This window comes from Ancylobacter sp. G4_0304 (assembly GCF_047501495.1).
Lineage (GTDB): Bacteria > Pseudomonadota > Alphaproteobacteria > Rhizobiales > Xanthobacteraceae > Ancylobacter.
The window spans coordinates 21,412-35,756 of the sequence record NZ_JAZDRM010000011.1 but is presented as its reverse complement, the minus strand read 5'-3'; the positions used below and the strand labels follow the sequence as shown (position 1 = coordinate 35,756).

Here is a 14,345-nt window from a genome sequence, read left to right as displayed (position 1 = left end):
ACGAAGTTAGTGGGGCAATGCCGCCTCGGCAACCTGCGGCGCCGCTCAATCCCCGCGAATGCGCCCGAGCATGTCCAGCGCGCGCGTTCGCCCGGCCGCCAGATCGAGGATCGGGTGCGGATAGGTCGTGCCCAGCTCCACCCCGGCGGCGCGCAGCGTCGCGGCATCGGCCTCCCACGGTCGGTGGATGTATTTGTCCGGCAGGCCCGCCAGTTCCGGCACGAATTCCCGGACATAGGCGCCCTCTGGATCGAACTTCTCGGCCTGCGTGACGGGATTGAAGATGCGGAACCACGGTGCGGCATCCGCGCCCGAGCCGGCGACCCATTGCCAGCCGGCCGGGTTGTTCGCCGGGTCGGCATCGACCAGCGTGTCCCAGAACCAGCGCTCGCCCTCGCGCCAGTCCGTGAGGCCGTGCTTGATCAGGAACGAGGCGACCAGCATGCGCACCCGGTTGTGCATCCAGCCCGTGCGCCAGAGCTGGCGCATGCCGGCGTCGATGATCGGGTAGCCGGTGAGCCCCTTGCGCCACGCTTTCCGCAGCTCGGGGTCGTCGCGCCACTCCACGACATCGAAGCGCCGGTCGATATTGGCCGCCGCGATGTCCGGCAGGTGGAACATCAGATGGTAGCAGAACTCGCGCCAGTAGATTTCGCTGATGAACTTGGCGGCGTCGCGCGCCCCGACCTCGCCGGCCGCCTCGGCATGGCGCACAGCCGCGAGCACCTGATGGGGCGAGAGATTGCCGAAGCGCAGGAACGGCGAGAGCCGAGACACGTTTTCGCGGCCCGGCAGGTCGCGCCCCTGCGCATAGCCATGGATGCCATGGTCGATAAAGGTGCGCAGTGTCGCCCGCGCCCCGCTCTCACCCGGTTGCCAGGCCTGGCGCAGTCCGCCGGCCCAGTCGGGCTGCGAAGGTTCGAGATGCCAGTCGGCGAGCGCTTCGCTTTGCGCCGCCCGCGCCGCCGGGACGAGCCGCCCATCGAGCGCGGGGGCGGGCAGGGGCGCGCGAACCGGCTGGCTCGCGGCGGCGCGGAAGAACGGGGTGAAAACCTTGTAGGGCGTCTTCGCCTGCGTCAGCACAGTCCAGGGCTCGTGCAGCAGGCTGGCGCTGAAGCTCTCCACCGCCACGCCGCTCTCGCGCAGCCCGGTCTTGATCGCTGTGTCGACTGCGATCTCGCCCGCGCCATAGCGCCGGTTCCAGTACACCGCGCCCGCGCCCGTCTCTTCGACCACGGCGGGGAGCGCCGTGTCCGCCGCGCCACGGTGCAGCAGCAGCCGGCCGCCGCATGCGTTGACGTCGCGCTCCAGCGCGGCGAGCGCGCGGGCAAGCCACCAGCGCGCCGCCCCGCCGAGCGGGCGCAGGCCGGAGCTCTCCTCGTCCTGCACATAGAGCAGCTGCACCGGCCTGCCCGAGGCGAGGGCGGCGGCAAGCGCGGGATTGTCGGCAAGGCGCAGATCATCGCGCAGCCAGACGAGGGCGGGGCGCGGATCGGATCGGTCGGCGGTCGGGGGAGGGGCGTCTGTCATCGGGTCCCAGCGTCGCGGATAGCGGCCTCGTTTTTATACGCAGGCGCGGGAAAAACCGTTCATTCGAGACTTGAGATTTAATTATGATGATCATAATATAAAAATGAAGGACGCGGCCTTTCCCGCGCTGAGATGGAGACTGTCATGAATGCCACCGCCACCAAGGGCACCGCCGTCGTCACCGGCGCCTCGTCCGGCATCGGCAAGGTCTATGCGCGCCGGCTGGCCAGCCGCGGCCACGACCTCGTGCTGGTCGCGCGCAACAAGGCGCGGCTTGAGGAACTCGCGGCCGAGCTGGTGCGCGAGACCGGGCGCAAGGTCGAGGTGCTGCCGGCCGATCTCGGCAACCCCGCCGATGTCGCGCGACTTGCCGCGCGCGTGAGCGAGGATGCCGCGATCTCGCTGTTGGTGAACAATGCCGGCGTCGGCACCGAAGGTCCGGTGCTTGGCGCCGAGGTCGCGCGCATCGATGCGATGGTGCAGATCAATGTCGTGGCGCTCAGCCAGCTTTCGGTGGCGGCGGTGAACGCCTTTGCCGCGCGCGGCGGCGGCACGCTGATCAACATCGCCTCGGTGGTGGCGCTGATGCCGGAGAGCCTGCTCGGCGCCTACAGCGCCACCAAGGCCTATGTGCTCAACTTCACGCAGTCGCTGCAGAACGAGTTCAAGGACCGGCCGGAGCTGCGCATACAGGCGGTGCTGCCGGGCCTGACCCGCACCGAGTTCTTCGACAATTCCGGCCTCGACTTCAGCCATCTGCCGGCCGAGATGTTCATGGCGGTGGACGAACTGGTGGATGGCGCGCTGGCCGGGCTCGATCTCGGTGAGGCGATCACCATTCCCTCGCTGCCCGACGCCGGCGAATGGGACCGGCTGGCGGCGGCGCGCATGGCGATGTGGCCGCGCCTGTCACTCGCCCATCCCGCCGCGCGCTACGGCCTCGATGTCCCGGCGTGAGCGGGGCGGGGCGGCGAACGGCTTTGGCGGCATGACGGCGATCGGCAGCGCTCCTCGCGTTGCCGATCGCTCTCGTTCCGGTGGAGTCCACGGCGTCGCGTTCCGTCGATGTAGCGTCGCGGCAGGGTCTTTCCGATCGCGGGAAACAGGTCGTGCGTCGACATCCGCCACTGTTCCGCCAGTTCCTCAAGCGGGATGGCGGCATCGCCCGACCGGCCGAGGAGGACCACCTCATCGCCAACCTGCGCGTCCGGCAGATCCGTCAGGTCCACGCGCATCATGACAAGGCGGCTCTTCAATCCCACCAGCGCGGGCCTCCAGCTCGCCTGCGCTCGGCGACCGACTGGAACGACATGCCGACGACGAGCCGGCCCGGATCCACCGCGTTCAGATCCGCCTCCGGATGACCGAGGACGATCGCCGAGCTGGAGGCCATGCGGATCGGCACGTCGATGCCTTCCGCTTCGATGGCGGCAAGCGCCTGCTGGATCGCCTCCAGCTGGGCGAGTGTGTAGGGCTCGTCCTCGAAGCCGTAGCTCGTCATCCCGCAGCGCGGCGACCTGCCGGTCCGACTTGCGGCGGCGCCGGCCATCGACCTCGCGCGGGAACCGGTACGGAGCCGTTGCCGGGAATTCGGCGTGGTCCAATCCGGGAAATGACAGGATGCGCATGGTCTGCTGAACGATATGGCGCTAGAAATTGCCATCAATGTCTTTGCGGGGCTGGACGTCATCGCCGATGTGGGATCGACACCCCGTCAATCTCTCGCTGCTGCACATGCTGCCGGACGTCGCCGATCATCAGGGCGTCGCGCTGATGCCGTTGCTTGAGCGGGCCGGCATAGGGGCGGATCTGGAACCGGGCCGTCGCGTGGCGCGGGCGCAGATCGCCACCCTGCTGGAAGATTTTTCGCGGCGGACAGGCTCACCCGGTATCGGGCTCGACCTTGCGGCCGGCGCGGATCCGTTGCGCCTCGGCCCTAGCGGGCAAGCCCTGCTTGGAGGGCGGACGCTGCGCGAATGTCTCCACGCCCATACTCACCACATGCCCTCCTTGCAGGGCGGCGTCCATATTGCCTTCCGCGAGAGCGACGGACGGGCGTGCTGGCACCACGCCTTCGCCGACAGCGATGCCGGTCATGCCGCGGTGCTCAATGAAGGCGTGGCCGGCTTCGTCGTGGCCGCGCTGCGGGCGGTCACGGGGGAGGGCGGTGGCGACCTTCACGTTCAGCTGCCGCACCGGGCGCGCATGCCGGCCCGCGATTATGAGGACACGCTCGGCGCCGGCGTCTCCTTCGGCAATGGCATCGGGATCACCGTGAGCTTCGATGCGGCCTGGCTCGACCGGCCCAACGCCATGTTCGGCACCGTGCCGCCGCCGACGGAGGACCGGGCAACCTCATCGCTGGCGTGGGATATGCGCGACGACCGCGCGCTGATCGAGACGCTTGACCTCATCATCGCCGCCGCCGCGATGGCGGGACGCCTGTCGCTTATCGACTCGGCACTGTGCCTTGGCCTGTCGCCGCGCAGCCTCCAGCGCCAGCTGGCGCAGCTCGGGACGACCTTCGAGGTCCAGGTGGACGCGTGGCGGCGTCGGCAAGCCCGGCGCCATCTCGCCGACCGCGCGCTCCCGGTCATGTCCATTGGCCGAATGCTCGGCTATCGCGACCCGGCCCATTTCGTCCGCGCCTTTCGCCGCTGGGAGGGCGACTCGCCCGCCCGATGGCGCGAGGCGATGCTGGCGCGAAATGGCAATTGAGCAGCACCCGGGCGTCTGGCTATGCCTCTCCCCTGTCGACCCAGAGGTGCGCCGCCCCGACGGTCAGCCGCTGAGACAGGCGTGGAAGCGAATGAGCCATGGGTGCAACGACTGCGGACGCGTTTGAGGCCGATCCCGAAGCCGGCGCCCTTGATGGCATGATCTGGATCGCCGGAGGCCGCTTCCTCATGGGCTCCGATCGCCATTATCCCGAGGAAGCACCGGCTCACCCGGTCACGGTGGACGGCTTCTTCATCGACCGCGCTCCCGTTACCAACGAGGACTTTGCCCGCTTCGTCGCCGCCACCGGCTACGTTACGCTCGCCGAGCGCCCGCCACGGCCGGAAGATTATCCGGAGGCCGATCCCCATCTGCTGGTACCAGGTTCGCTGGTCTTCGTCCCTCCCGCGGACACGGGTGACGGGCGGGACTGGACGCGATGGTGGCGCTTCATGCCCGGCGCGGACTGGCGCCATCCGCAGGGGCCCGGCAGTTCCATCGCGGCGCGGATGGACCACCCCGTGGTCCAGGTCTGCCACGCGGACGCGCTGGCCTATGCGCACTGGTGCCGCAAAGCGCTTCCCAGCGAAGCGGAGTGGGAATTCGCCGCCCGCGGCGGCCTGGACGGCGCCGATTATGCCTGGGGTGACGAGCTCGCGCCCGGTGGCGTGCACCGCGCCAATACCTGGCAGGGACGTTTCCCGATGGAGAACCTCGCGGAGGATGGCCACGCAGGTACCTCGCCCGTCACCGCCTACCCGCCAAATGGTTTCGGCCTGTTCGACATGATCGGCAATGTCTGGGAGTGGACGGCCGACTGGTATCGCCAGCGACCCCCCGAACCTGCCGGCAAATCCTGCTGCATTCCCCGCAACCCGCAGGGCGGCAACGCCGCGGAAAGCCGGGATCTCCTCGCGCCCGGCCTCGCCGCCCCGCGCAAGGTGCTGAAGGGCGGATCGCATCTGTGCGCGCCCAGCTATTGCCGCCGTTATCGCCCGGCGGCCCGCCAACCCCAGACCCTGGACACCGCCTCGGTGCACATCGGCTTTCGTTGTGTCCGGCGGGTCGGGCTCCCGACGAGGACGCCATGACAGACACGCTCACCACTTCAGCCGCGGCCTCGCCCAACCGGCGCGACATCCTTGCCGGCGGCGCCGGTTTTCTCGCGGCAATTGCCGGCCTTTCGCTGCTGGCGCGGGACGCGCGGGCGGCGGACGCCCCGCGCCCGCATATTCTCTACATCATGGCCGACGACCTCGGTTTCGCCGATGTCGGCTTCCACGGCTCGGACATCCGCACCCCCAATCTCGACCGGCTCGGGGCCGAGGGAGCGCGGTTCGGCCAGTTCTACGCCCAGCCCATGTGCACGCCGACCCGCGCGGCCCTGATGACCGGCCGTTATCCGCTGCGCTATGGCCTTCAGACAGGGGTCATTCCGTCAGGCGCCGATTACGGGTTGGCGACCGACGAATTCCTGCTGCCGCAGGCGCTGAAGGAAGCGGGCTACCGCACGGCGCTGGTGGGCAAATGGCATCTGGGCCATGCCGATCGCAAATACTGGCCGCGCCAGAGGGGCTTCGACAGCTTCTATGGCCCGCTCGTCGGCGAGATCGACCATTTCAAGCACGAGGCGCATGGCGTCACCGACTGGTATCGCGACAACAATCTGGTCAAGGAAGAGGGCTACGACACCGAACTGTTCGGTGCCGAGGCCATCCGCTTGATCGGCCGGCATGATCCCGGCACGCCGCTCTTCCTCTATCTTGCCTTCACGGCCCCGCACACGCCCTATCAGGCGCCGCAGCGTTATCTCGACATGTACGCCTCGATCCAGGACCCCGCGCGGCGGGCCTATGCCGCCATGATCACCGCCATGGACAATCAGATCGGCCAGGTGATGGCGGCGTTGGAGATGCGCGGCATGCGCGCGGATACGCTGACCGTGTTCCATTCCGACAATGGCGGCACTCGCAACCGGATGTTCGCCGGCGAAGGTGCCGTCACTGGCGACCTGCCGCCAGACAACACGCCTTATCGCGAAGGCAAGGGCACTCTCTATGAAGGGGGCACGCGCGTGGTCGGCTTGGCCAACTGGCCCGGCCGCATCCAGGCGGGGGAGGCGACCGGCATGATGCATGTGGTGGACATGCTGCCGACACTCGCCAAGCTCGCCGGGGCACGCCTTGACCCGGCCAAACCGCTGGACGGTCGGGATGTCTGGCCCGCGCTTGCTCTCGGCCAGTCCGGGCGCGACGAGGTGGTCTACAATGTCGAGCCGACCCAGGGGGCCGTGCGCGAGGGCAAGTGGAAGCTGGTCTGGCAGGTCGTGCTGCCGCCGAAGGCCGAGCTGTTCGACCTGGAAGCCGACCCCTCCGAGACGACGGACCTGTCGGCGGCACATCCCGACAAGGTGGCGGAGCTGCAGGCCAAGGTGGTGAGCCTCGCCCGGAGCATGGCCCCCCCGCTCTTCTACGCGGCTGCGCTGAAATCAACGCTCTCGGCCCCCCTTTCGACGCCGGGCGCCGCGCTGTACGAAATGGGGCTGGAGAACGATTGATGCATCACGCCGCTTTTCCCGGTTTGCTCGCCGCGGCCATGTTTGCCGCGCTGGCCAGTGCCCCGGCCTCGGGCGCCGACCTCGACGCGCTGCGGCCGGCGGAACCCGCGCCGGTGGCCACCGCCGATACGCCGGTCTTCATTGCCTCGTTCTATCTCTGGGCCAGCGCGCTCAAGGGCACGACCTCGACCCTTCCGCCGCTGCCGTCGACCGACATCGACCTCAGCTTCAATGACGTGCTGAAGGATCTCGACGGCGGGTTGATGGGGGCGGGCGAGATGCGGGCCGGCCGGTGGAGTTTCCTGGCGGATGTGATGTTCACGCAGGTCTCGCCCGGCGGCACCCTGCCCGGCCCCTACGCGGCGGATGTCGAGGTCCGCTCGCGCAGCCTGACCCTGCAGGGCAATGTGCTGTACCGGCTCTATGATACGCCCGAACTCTCCATCGATGCCGGCGCGGGCCTGCGCTTCTGGCATCTCAACAACAAGCTCAGCATCGAGCCGAGCCTCGAATACAGCCAGACTGCCAGCTGGGTCGATCCGGTGCTGGTCGGTCGCCTGTCGGCACAGCTGGGAGGGCCGTGGAGTGTCACGCTGGTCGGCGACATTGGCGGCTTTGATGTCGGTTCACAGTTCACCTGGCAGGCGATCGCCACGGTGAACTACCAGTGGAACGAGAACCTCGCTCTGCGCGCGGGCTATCGGGCACTCGCGGTCGACTATGAGGACGGCAATTTTCTTTATGATGTCCGCATGCAGGGCCCGGTGCTCGGCGCGAGCTACCGCTTCTAGGCCGGGTCACGGGAGCGCGCCGCCGCGGGCCGTCCCCGACAGCGCACAGTGACCTGTTCCGCAAGCGTGCGGCCGAGCCCCCTGTCAGGCCGGTTCGGGTGATGACGGGGGCGATGGGGAGGGCGGCGTGCCCGCCGGGGCGAGGCGGAGCGCTCTGAGGGCATTGAGGATGACGGCGACGTCGATCGCCTCCTGGAGCAGGGCTCCCTGGACGGGCGTGAGAGCACCGAGCGCCGCCGCTACCATGCCGAGAACGGACAGCCCTATGCCGGCGACGACGCTTTCCAGTGCGATCCGGCGCGCGCCATGCGCGATCTTCATCCCGGCTCCCAGTCGATCGATGCGATCGACGAGCAGGACCACGTCGGCGGCTTCGGCAGAAGCGGCGGCACCGCGCGCGCCCATGGCGACGCCCACATCGGCCGCTGCGAGCGCAGGCGCGTCATTCACGCCGTCCCCGACCATCATCACCGGCCCCCTCTTGTGCTCGGTAAGCACCAGCAGGACCTTCTGGTCCGGGGTCAGGCCCGCACGGATGCAGTCGAGGCTGAGGCCCTGCGTCACGCGCTCGGCCACTTCACGGCGGTCCCCCGTGGCCAGCAGGATGCGTTCGACGCCCTGGCCGCGCAGGCCGGACAGCATGGCCTGCGCCCCGTCGCGCAGCGGATCGGCCATGATCAGATGTCCCGCCAACTGGCCGTCTATGCCGACCGCCACGAGCACGGCCCCCGCCGCGAGCGCCGGATGCTCCGCCCCGGACCGCCCCACGCGATCCGAAACGAACCCATGCCCGCCGACGAGGACGCCGCGGCCCTCCACATATCCGGCCACCCCTTCGCCCGGGACTTCCGTCACGTCCGATGGCGCGGGTAGGGGTAGGCCCCTTGTTCGGGCGGCGGCGACGATCGCCTGCGCCATCGGGTGCTTGGAGGCCTGTTCGAGGGCCGCTGCCAGGCGGAGGATATCGTTCCCGTCCATTCCGGTGTGGCCGTCGATCGAGACGATCCGGGGCTGGCCTTCCGTCAGCGTGCCGGTCTTGTCCAGGATCAGCGTCCGGATGTTCGCCATGGTTTCGAGGGCACCCGCGCCCTTGATAAGCACGCCGAAATGCGCCGCCCGCGACAGGCCGGCGACCAGGGCGACGGGAACGGCGAGAATCAGCGGGCAGGGCGTCGCCACGACAAGGACGGCGACGGCGCGTATCGGGTCTCCGGTGAACCACCAGGCGGCAAAGGCGAGCCCGACGGTGACGGCCAGAAAGCCGAGCGACCACCGATCCGCCAACCGCGACATCGGTGCCTTCGACCGCTGGGCTTCCTCCACCAGCCGGACGATGCCCGCATAGGTGCTGTCCTTTGCTGGCCGCGACGCCGTCAGGTCGAAGGCTTCGCCAGCATTGGTCGAGCCGCTCATCGCCTCGTTGCCTGCATTGACGCGGACGGGTAGCGATTCTCCGGTCAGGGCCGAGGTGTTGAGGAAGGCGGAGGCGGAGGCCACGGTGCCGTCGACCGGCACGACATCGCCCTGCCGGATCAGCAGACGATCGCCGGGCACGATATCGTCGAGGGGCACGTCGACCAGACCGTTGTCGCGATATCGCGTCGCCAGGCGCGGGACGCGCGAGAGGAGATCGCGCATCTCCCGGCGGGCGCGGCCCTCAGCGAAGCTTTCGAGGAAGGTGCCGCCGGAATACATGACGGCGACCACTGCCGCCGCCAGCGTCTCCCCGAACACCAGGGCGGAGGACATGGACAGCGCCGCCACGATGTCGAGGCCCACCTCGCCGCGCCACAGGCTGCGCACGATTTCCACCAGCAGCGCGGCCAGGACGGGCACGACGCCCGCAGACCAGACGATCTGCGCGACATCCGGCCTTCCCGCGACATGGAGTATGAGCCCGCCCGTAAGCCCGCCGAGCCCCACCAGCAGCAGCGCGATCTTGAGCCTGTCCATGTTCGAATGCTCCATCGCATTCAGCTTTCCTGAGCCCGATCCGCCATCGATGCGTCCCCGAAGAGGCGTCCGGTCCCACAGAGGCGAATGCCACAGGGCCGGCGAAGCAAGAAGAGGGCATCGATTTCCCGTCGCCGGTTGAGGTGCCCGCGCCCTTGCGGGCGCCGAGCACCCTCACCGCCGTCGCCCAGGTGATGGCCTTCGCGCACGTCGGTGCCGCAGGGTGCCCGAAGCCGCGGATTGCGCAAGCGGAGCGTCGCGGCCAGCGTCCTTCGATAGAGGCCCCGAATGCCGCTCCAATGGCGGTCGACGCTGTAGCTGGCAACGGCGCAATCCTGGAGCGACGGCGGCGAAGGCGGGCGCGACGCTGCGGGTCAGGCTGCTTCACCGCGATCGTTCAGGCCACGCCGGAGGGCCTCGGCTCAATTGCAGGCATCTCGCCGTCGATGCCGAGGCGATCTGGGAGAAGCTGAGCCGCCCCGGAAACGGGGGAGTGGCTCCCTGAGCAAGCAAAAATACCTTCAGCAGAGCATTCAAATATATGTGATACGTATTATTTCAGAATAGGTGAAGTCAACAAATAGGCCCGCAATTTCAAGGCGCTATATGAGTTGGGCTGAGCATCAGTGAGACGCTATGCGATCTTGGGCGGAAGGCAAGGATTAATTCGGGCGGACGGCCCGTTATTCGGCTTCGGTCGTAATGATGACCCCGTCGGCCCGCTTGGACGGCGAAGGCGCCGTCAGTTCGATCATGGCTAATTCGGAGATTAGCACGACTCTGTCCCGGCCCTCGCGGAGAGACATTCTCTCCGCCGCCCTGCTGACGGTCGGCGGCGCTTCTATCAACAGTTCGTCTGCGGCCGTGCCGCGTGATGGCGGCACGACAGATGTCGCTATCATTGCATGGAAAGCGTGGCGCACCGCGCATCGGCACGCTCGCTCTATGCCGGAAACAGCAACGCCTGGAGTCCGAACTTGCGCGGATGATCGGTTTTCCGCAGGTGGTTCTTGCTGTAGTCGCCGGTTAGCATCGGCTCAATGCGACAGTTCGATGAGCTTGCGGCCGATCTGCCGTCGCTTTGTACCCAGCGCGCCGAAGTCGCTGCAGTGCTGCGTGCACATCAGCAGCGGTGGGACGACGCGGATCGCGCCATCGGCTACTCCGTCACACGATATCAAGAGGCTGCGGCATCCGCCGACGAAGAGCGTCTGATCGCGCGGCTCTTTGCAGCGGATGCCTCCTCTTTGTGCGGTCTCTCTGCGAAGCTCGACGTGCTGATCGCCGTCGGTGCCGAGGGCGCCGAGGGGCGGCATTTCCCGTGGCCGGAACTGCGACGCATCCGCAGGGATGTTGCACGCTTGATGCAGCTGCAGCGTCACGATGCTGCCGGCTTGACTGCCTGGAGCACTGCTCCCGATGCCGATGCGGAAGCACGGGTGCGGGGGGCTTGAATGCGATCAGGGCAATGGCACATCTTTTCCCGGCCCGGACGCCATCGGGACTGTGGCTGAGGGCTCTAAGAGGTCGAGTTAGTCGATGTAGCGGCGCGGCAGGGTCTTTCCGATCGCGGGAAAGAGGTCGTGCGTCGACATCCGCCACTGTTCCGCCAGTTCCTCAAGCGGTATGGCGGCATCGCCCGACCGGCCGAGGAGGACCACCTCGTCGCCAACCTGCGCGTCCGGCACATCCGTCAGGTCCACGCGCAGCAATTCCGAATGCGAGGGTCCGAGCAGCGGCACCCGTCTTCCGCGGATCAGCAAGGTAGCGTTCCGCGGCATGGACTTCGGAAAGCCATCGCTCCAGCCGAAGGGAATGAGCCCGAGGCGCATGTTCGGGCGGAGCGTCAGAAACGGTGCCCGAACGATGTCATCCGTCGGCGCGAGCGCGCGCACCATGACAAGGCGGCTCTTCAATCCCACCAGCGCGGGCCTCCAGCTCGCCTGCCGCTCGGCGACCGACTGGAACGTCATGCCGACGACGAGTCGACCCGGATCCACCGCGTTCAGATCCGCCTCCGGGTGGCCGAGGACGATCGCCGAGCTGGAGACCATGCGGATCGGCACGTCGATGCCCTCCGCTTCGATGGCGGCAAGCGCCCGCTGGATCGCCTCCAGCTGGGCGAGTGTGTAGGGCTCGTCCTCGAAGCCGTAGCTCGTCATCGGGTGGCCATAGACCCCCGCCAGACGAAGATGACGGCTCTCGGTGATCGCGCGCGCGATCGCCGCCGCCTCATGCGGGAAGGCGCCGGCCCGGAAGCCGCCGCCGTCGATCTTCAGGAAAACCGGCAGGCGGTGGCGGGCCGCGCGATCCCAGAGCGCGACGTCCTCCAGCGTGGAGAGCGTGGGTATCAGTTCTGCCTGCTCCAGCAAGGGCGCGCTGTCGGGCAGGCAGGTGGGATAGAGCAGGATCGGGCGCGTGACGCCGGCGGCGCGGCAGGCGAGGGCACTGTCGATGTTGCCGAAGGCGAAGCCGTCGACGCCTTCAGCCTCGGCCCGCCGCGCGACTTCCGTGGCGCCGCAGCCGCTCGCGTCGCCCTTCAGGCACATATAGATCGCGACCGCCGGCCCGATGAGGTGGCGAAGCTGGCGCACATTGTGAGCGACGGCGCCGAGATCGATTTCGCACCAGGTCGGGCGCAGGGGGGTGGTCATCGAGGTGAAATCCCGGATGGATGAGGGCGCGCTCACAGCCGGTTCCCCGCGCGGTAGCGCTGCATGAAGCTGCGCAGACGTTCGTGATCCGGCGCTTCGAAAATGGCCTCGGGCGCGCCGCTTTCGATCAGCCGGCCATCCGCCATGAAGGCGACCGAGGTCGACACCTCGCGTGCGAACGCCATTTCATGGGTCACGATCATCATCGTGATGCCGTCGGCGGCCAGCGAGGTGATGACATCGAGCACCTCGCCCACCAGCTCCGGGTCGAGGGCGGAGGTCACCTCGTCGAGCAGAAGCAGGCGCGGTCGCATGGTGAGCGCGCGGGCGATCGCCACACGCTGCTGCTGGCCGCCTGAAAGCTCGGAAGGATAGCGGTGACGCTTGTCGGCAAGGCCCACACGCTCCAGCAACGCCAGTGCCCGCTCGCGCACCGGACCCGGCGCCTCGCCATGGACGCGGCACGGCGCCACGGTGAGGTTCTCCAGCACATCCAGATGCGGGAACAGGTTGTAATGCTGGAACACCATGCCGACCTGCGCCCGCAGCGCGGCGATCTGCCTATCCGACTTGCGGCGGCGCCGGCCATCGGGCAGCGGCTCGATGCCGACGGTTTCGCCGGCAATGGTGATCAGGCCCCGCTCATAGGTTTCCAGGTAGTTCACGCAGCGCAGCAGCGTCGTCTTGCCCGAGCCGCTGGGGCCGATGAGCGAGAGCACGTCCCCGGCGGCGACGGTGAGGCTGACCTCTTTGAGGACGTCGACAGCGCCAAACGACTTGCCCACCCGGCCGATGACGACCAGCGGCTCGGAGGTGGCGGGGGAGGTGAGATCAGACATAGCGCATCTTCTTTTCGACATGGCGCCCGATCTGCGAGATTGAGAAGCAGATCACGAAATAGAACGCGGCGACGGCGAGATAGGCGGGGAGTATCTCCATGGTCCGCTCGCCGATTTCCCGACCCGCAGCCACCAGTTCCCAGCCGCCGATGGCGGACACCAGAGAGGTGTTCTTCACCGCGACCAGAGCGACGTTCAGGTAGGGCGGGAGGCTGAGGCGCCGCGCCTGCGGCAGGATCACGATGGTGAACAGCTGGACGCGCCGCATGCCGAGAGCCCGGCCGGCATCCCACTGCGTGCGCGGGACCGCGGCCAGTGCCGCCCGGAACACCTCCGCCACATAGGCCGCGAAGTACAGGCCGCCAACCAGCACCACGACCAGCCAGAGCGGCAGGTCGAGCCCCAGATAAGGCAGGCTGAAATAGCTACCGATCAGAAGCACCAGCAGCGGCACGCCGCGCGCAACCAGCCCATAGGCTGCGGCCAGGAGGCCAAGAGGCTTCCAGCTGTAAAGTCGGAGCAGGGCCAGCAGCATGCCGGCGACGGTGGCGACGGCGATGATCCCCAGTGACAGGCCGATCGTCACCAGCGCGCCCTGGGCGAGGTACATCCCGGAGGACATCAGCATGGCGGCGGTCATCACGAGGCCCTCACCGGATAGCGCCATTCGGCGAGCTTCAGCACGCCGGCGACGCCCGCACTGATGGCGAGGTAGATCAGGGCCACCGTCAGGAAGGTCTCGTAGGGCGCGGCGCTGCGATCCAGCAGCAGCTTGCTGGCCTGGGTCAGTTCGGCGACCGCGATGGTCGAGGCGACCGAGGTGTCCTTGATGATAATGATGAACTGGTTGCCGAGCGGCGGCAGGACGCGGCGAAGCGCCTGCGGCAGCAGGATGACCCTGAGCGCCATCGCGGGCATCATGCCCAGCGCCAGCGCCGCCTCCCGCTGGCGCGGATGGATCGAGACCAGCCCCGCGCGGTAGATCTCGCCGATATAGGCGCTGTTCTGCAGCGACATCGCCAGCACGGCGGAAGTGAAGGCCGACATGTGCACGCCCAGCGTCGGCAGGCCGAAATACAGCACGAAGATCTGCACGAGGATGGGCGTGTTGCGCATGATTTCGACGAAGCCGGTGCCAACATAGCGGAGCGGCGCATGGCGGCTCATGCGCAGGTAGGCCACCACACCGCCGCCGAGCGTGGCGCCGAGCAGGGCGCCGATGGCAAGGGCGACGGTCATCGCCGCCCCCTCCATCAGCAGGGATGCGTTGTTGAGGATGAAGGCGAGATTCATGGACGGACGC

Annotated in this window: 14 protein-coding genes; 6 read left to right on the top strand and 8 right to left on the bottom strand. The window is 68.0% G+C overall.

From position 1 onward, the window contains the following. Positions 1 to 45: 45 nt before the first annotated feature. A complete protein-coding gene (locus VRZ77_RS08310; RefSeq protein WP_414592202.1) occupies positions 46 to 1,530 on the bottom strand; it encodes a cryptochrome/photolyase family protein in 1,485 nt (494 codons plus the stop codon). 144 nt (positions 1,531 to 1,674) lie between these two features. On the opposite strand from VRZ77_RS08310, the gene VRZ77_RS08305 reads away from it, so the two are divergent. After that, the gene (locus VRZ77_RS08305; RefSeq protein WP_414592201.1) at positions 1,675 to 2,487 is read left to right on the top strand and encodes an SDR family NAD(P)-dependent oxidoreductase; all 813 of its coding nucleotides are present in this window, start codon (positions 1,675 to 1,677) and stop codon (positions 2,485 to 2,487) included. On the opposite strand, the gene VRZ77_RS08300 is transcribed toward VRZ77_RS08305, so the two are convergent. Continuing rightward, positions 2,463 to 2,768, bottom strand: a complete 306-nt coding sequence (locus VRZ77_RS08300; RefSeq protein ID WP_414592200.1) for an alanine racemase C-terminal domain-containing protein — start codon at positions 2,766 to 2,768, stop codon at positions 2,463 to 2,465. The two genes, VRZ77_RS08305 and VRZ77_RS08300, sit on opposite strands and share 25 nt — an antisense overlap. Before the next feature lie 14 nt (positions 2,769 to 2,782). Further along, positions 2,783 to 3,079, bottom strand: coding sequence for an alanine racemase (locus tag VRZ77_RS08295; protein ID WP_414592199.1), 297 nt, complete (start codon positions 3,077 to 3,079; stop codon positions 2,783 to 2,785). A gap of 146 nt (positions 3,080 to 3,225) precedes the next feature. On the opposite strand from VRZ77_RS08295, the gene VRZ77_RS08290 reads away from it, so the two are divergent. From VRZ77_RS08290 to VRZ77_RS08275, 4 genes are all read left to right on the top strand, one after another. Continuing rightward, positions 3,226 to 4,248: a helix-turn-helix domain-containing protein gene (locus VRZ77_RS08290; RefSeq protein ID WP_414592198.1), complete on the top strand. Its 1,023-nt coding sequence runs from the start codon at positions 3,226 to 3,228 to the stop codon at positions 4,246 to 4,248. A gap of 98 nt (positions 4,249 to 4,346) precedes the next feature. Beyond that, on the top strand, positions 4,347 to 5,339 hold the full coding sequence (locus VRZ77_RS08285; RefSeq protein WP_414592197.1) for a formylglycine-generating enzyme family protein: 993 nt from the start codon (positions 4,347 to 4,349) through the stop codon (positions 5,337 to 5,339). Beyond that, positions 5,336 to 6,805 (top strand): arylsulfatase B, encoded by a 1,470-nt coding sequence (locus tag VRZ77_RS08280; protein WP_414592196.1) that lies wholly within the window; start codon positions 5,336 to 5,338, stop codon positions 6,803 to 6,805. The genes VRZ77_RS08285 and VRZ77_RS08280 overlap by 4 nt, the downstream gene beginning before the upstream one ends. Next, entirely contained in the window at positions 6,805 to 7,596 is a 792-nt protein-coding gene (locus VRZ77_RS08275; RefSeq protein WP_414592195.1) for a hypothetical protein, read from the top strand. Before VRZ77_RS08280 ends, VRZ77_RS08275 begins: the two co-directional genes overlap by 1 nt. An 84-nt stretch (positions 7,597 to 7,680) precedes the next feature. On the opposite strand, the gene VRZ77_RS08270 is transcribed toward VRZ77_RS08275, so the two are convergent. Next, positions 7,681 to 9,564, bottom strand: coding sequence for a heavy metal translocating P-type ATPase (locus tag VRZ77_RS08270; protein ID WP_414592194.1), 1,884 nt, complete (start codon positions 9,562 to 9,564; stop codon positions 7,681 to 7,683). Between the two features lie 1,025 nt (positions 9,565 to 10,589). Between VRZ77_RS08270 and VRZ77_RS08265 the strand changes: the two genes are divergently transcribed. Further along, positions 10,590 to 11,003 (top strand): hypothetical protein, encoded by a 414-nt coding sequence (locus VRZ77_RS08265; protein WP_414592193.1) that lies wholly within the window; start codon positions 10,590 to 10,592, stop codon positions 11,001 to 11,003. 78 nt (positions 11,004 to 11,081) lie between these two features. On the opposite strand, the gene alr is transcribed toward VRZ77_RS08265, so the two are convergent. Genes alr through VRZ77_RS08245 form a run of 4 tightly spaced genes read right to left on the bottom strand, consistent with a single transcriptional unit; the run spans position 11,082 to position 14,335 of the window. Continuing rightward, positions 11,082 to 12,203 carry an alanine racemase gene (alr, locus tag VRZ77_RS08260; protein WP_414592192.1) on the bottom strand — a complete coding sequence of 374 codons (1,122 nt, stop codon included), beginning with the start codon at positions 12,201 to 12,203 and terminating at the stop codon, positions 11,082 to 11,084. A gap of 32 nt (positions 12,204 to 12,235) precedes the next feature. Beyond that, a complete protein-coding gene (locus VRZ77_RS08255) occupies positions 12,236 to 13,042 on the bottom strand; it encodes an amino acid ABC transporter ATP-binding protein (RefSeq protein ID WP_414592191.1) in 807 nt (268 codons plus the stop codon). Further along, positions 13,035 to 13,709: an amino acid ABC transporter permease gene (locus tag VRZ77_RS08250; protein WP_414592190.1), complete on the bottom strand. Its 675-nt coding sequence runs from the start codon at positions 13,707 to 13,709 to the stop codon at positions 13,035 to 13,037. Before VRZ77_RS08250 ends, VRZ77_RS08255 begins: the two co-directional genes overlap by 8 nt. Next, on the bottom strand, positions 13,682 to 14,335 hold the full coding sequence (locus VRZ77_RS08245) for an amino acid ABC transporter permease (RefSeq protein WP_414592189.1): 654 nt from the start codon (positions 14,333 to 14,335) through the stop codon (positions 13,682 to 13,684). The genes VRZ77_RS08250 and VRZ77_RS08245 overlap by 28 nt, the downstream gene beginning before the upstream one ends. Positions 14,336 to 14,345: the final 10 nt, after the last annotated feature.

What these genes read in the sequence shown, in the direction of transcription:
- VRZ77_RS08295 (WP_414592199.1), bottom strand. Translation starts at nt 3,079, where the DNA reads ATGGCCGGCGCCGCCGCAAGTCGGACCGGCAGGTCGCCGCGCTGCGGG.
- VRZ77_RS08275 (WP_414592195.1), top strand. Translation starts at nt 6,805, where the DNA reads ATGCATCACGCCGCTTTTCCCGGTTTGCTCGCCGCGGCCATGTTTGCC.
- VRZ77_RS08245 (WP_414592189.1), bottom strand. Translation starts at nt 14,335, where the DNA reads ATGAATCTCGCCTTCATCCTCAACAACGCATCCCTGCTGATGGAGGGG.
- VRZ77_RS08305 (WP_414592201.1), top strand. Translation starts at nt 1,675, where the DNA reads ATGAATGCCACCGCCACCAAGGGCACCGCCGTCGTCACCGGCGCCTCG.
- VRZ77_RS08255 (WP_414592191.1), bottom strand. Translation starts at nt 13,042, where the DNA reads ATGTCTGATCTCACCTCCCCCGCCACCTCCGAGCCGCTGGTCGTCATC.
- VRZ77_RS08250 (WP_414592190.1), bottom strand. Translation starts at nt 13,709, where the DNA reads ATGGCGCTATCCGGTGAGGGCCTCGTGATGACCGCCGCCATGCTGATG.
- VRZ77_RS08300 (WP_414592200.1), bottom strand. Translation starts at nt 2,768, where the DNA reads ATGATGCGCGTGGACCTGACGGATCTGCCGGACGCGCAGGTTGGCGAT.
- VRZ77_RS08270 (WP_414592194.1), bottom strand. Translation starts at nt 9,564, where the DNA reads ATGGAGCATTCGAACATGGACAGGCTCAAGATCGCGCTGCTGCTGGTG.
- VRZ77_RS08280 (WP_414592196.1), top strand. Translation starts at nt 5,336, where the DNA reads ATGACAGACACGCTCACCACTTCAGCCGCGGCCTCGCCCAACCGGCGC.
- alr (WP_414592192.1), bottom strand. Translation starts at nt 12,203, where the DNA reads ATGACCACCCCCCTGCGCCCGACCTGGTGCGAAATCGATCTCGGCGCC.
- VRZ77_RS08285 (WP_414592197.1), top strand. Translation starts at nt 4,347, where the DNA reads ATGGGTGCAACGACTGCGGACGCGTTTGAGGCCGATCCCGAAGCCGGC.
- VRZ77_RS08265 (WP_414592193.1), top strand. Translation starts at nt 10,590, where the DNA reads ATGCGACAGTTCGATGAGCTTGCGGCCGATCTGCCGTCGCTTTGTACC.
- VRZ77_RS08290 (WP_414592198.1), top strand. Translation starts at nt 3,226, where the DNA reads ATGTGGGATCGACACCCCGTCAATCTCTCGCTGCTGCACATGCTGCCG.
- VRZ77_RS08310 (WP_414592202.1), bottom strand. Translation starts at nt 1,530, where the DNA reads ATGACAGACGCCCCTCCCCCGACCGCCGACCGATCCGATCCGCGCCCC.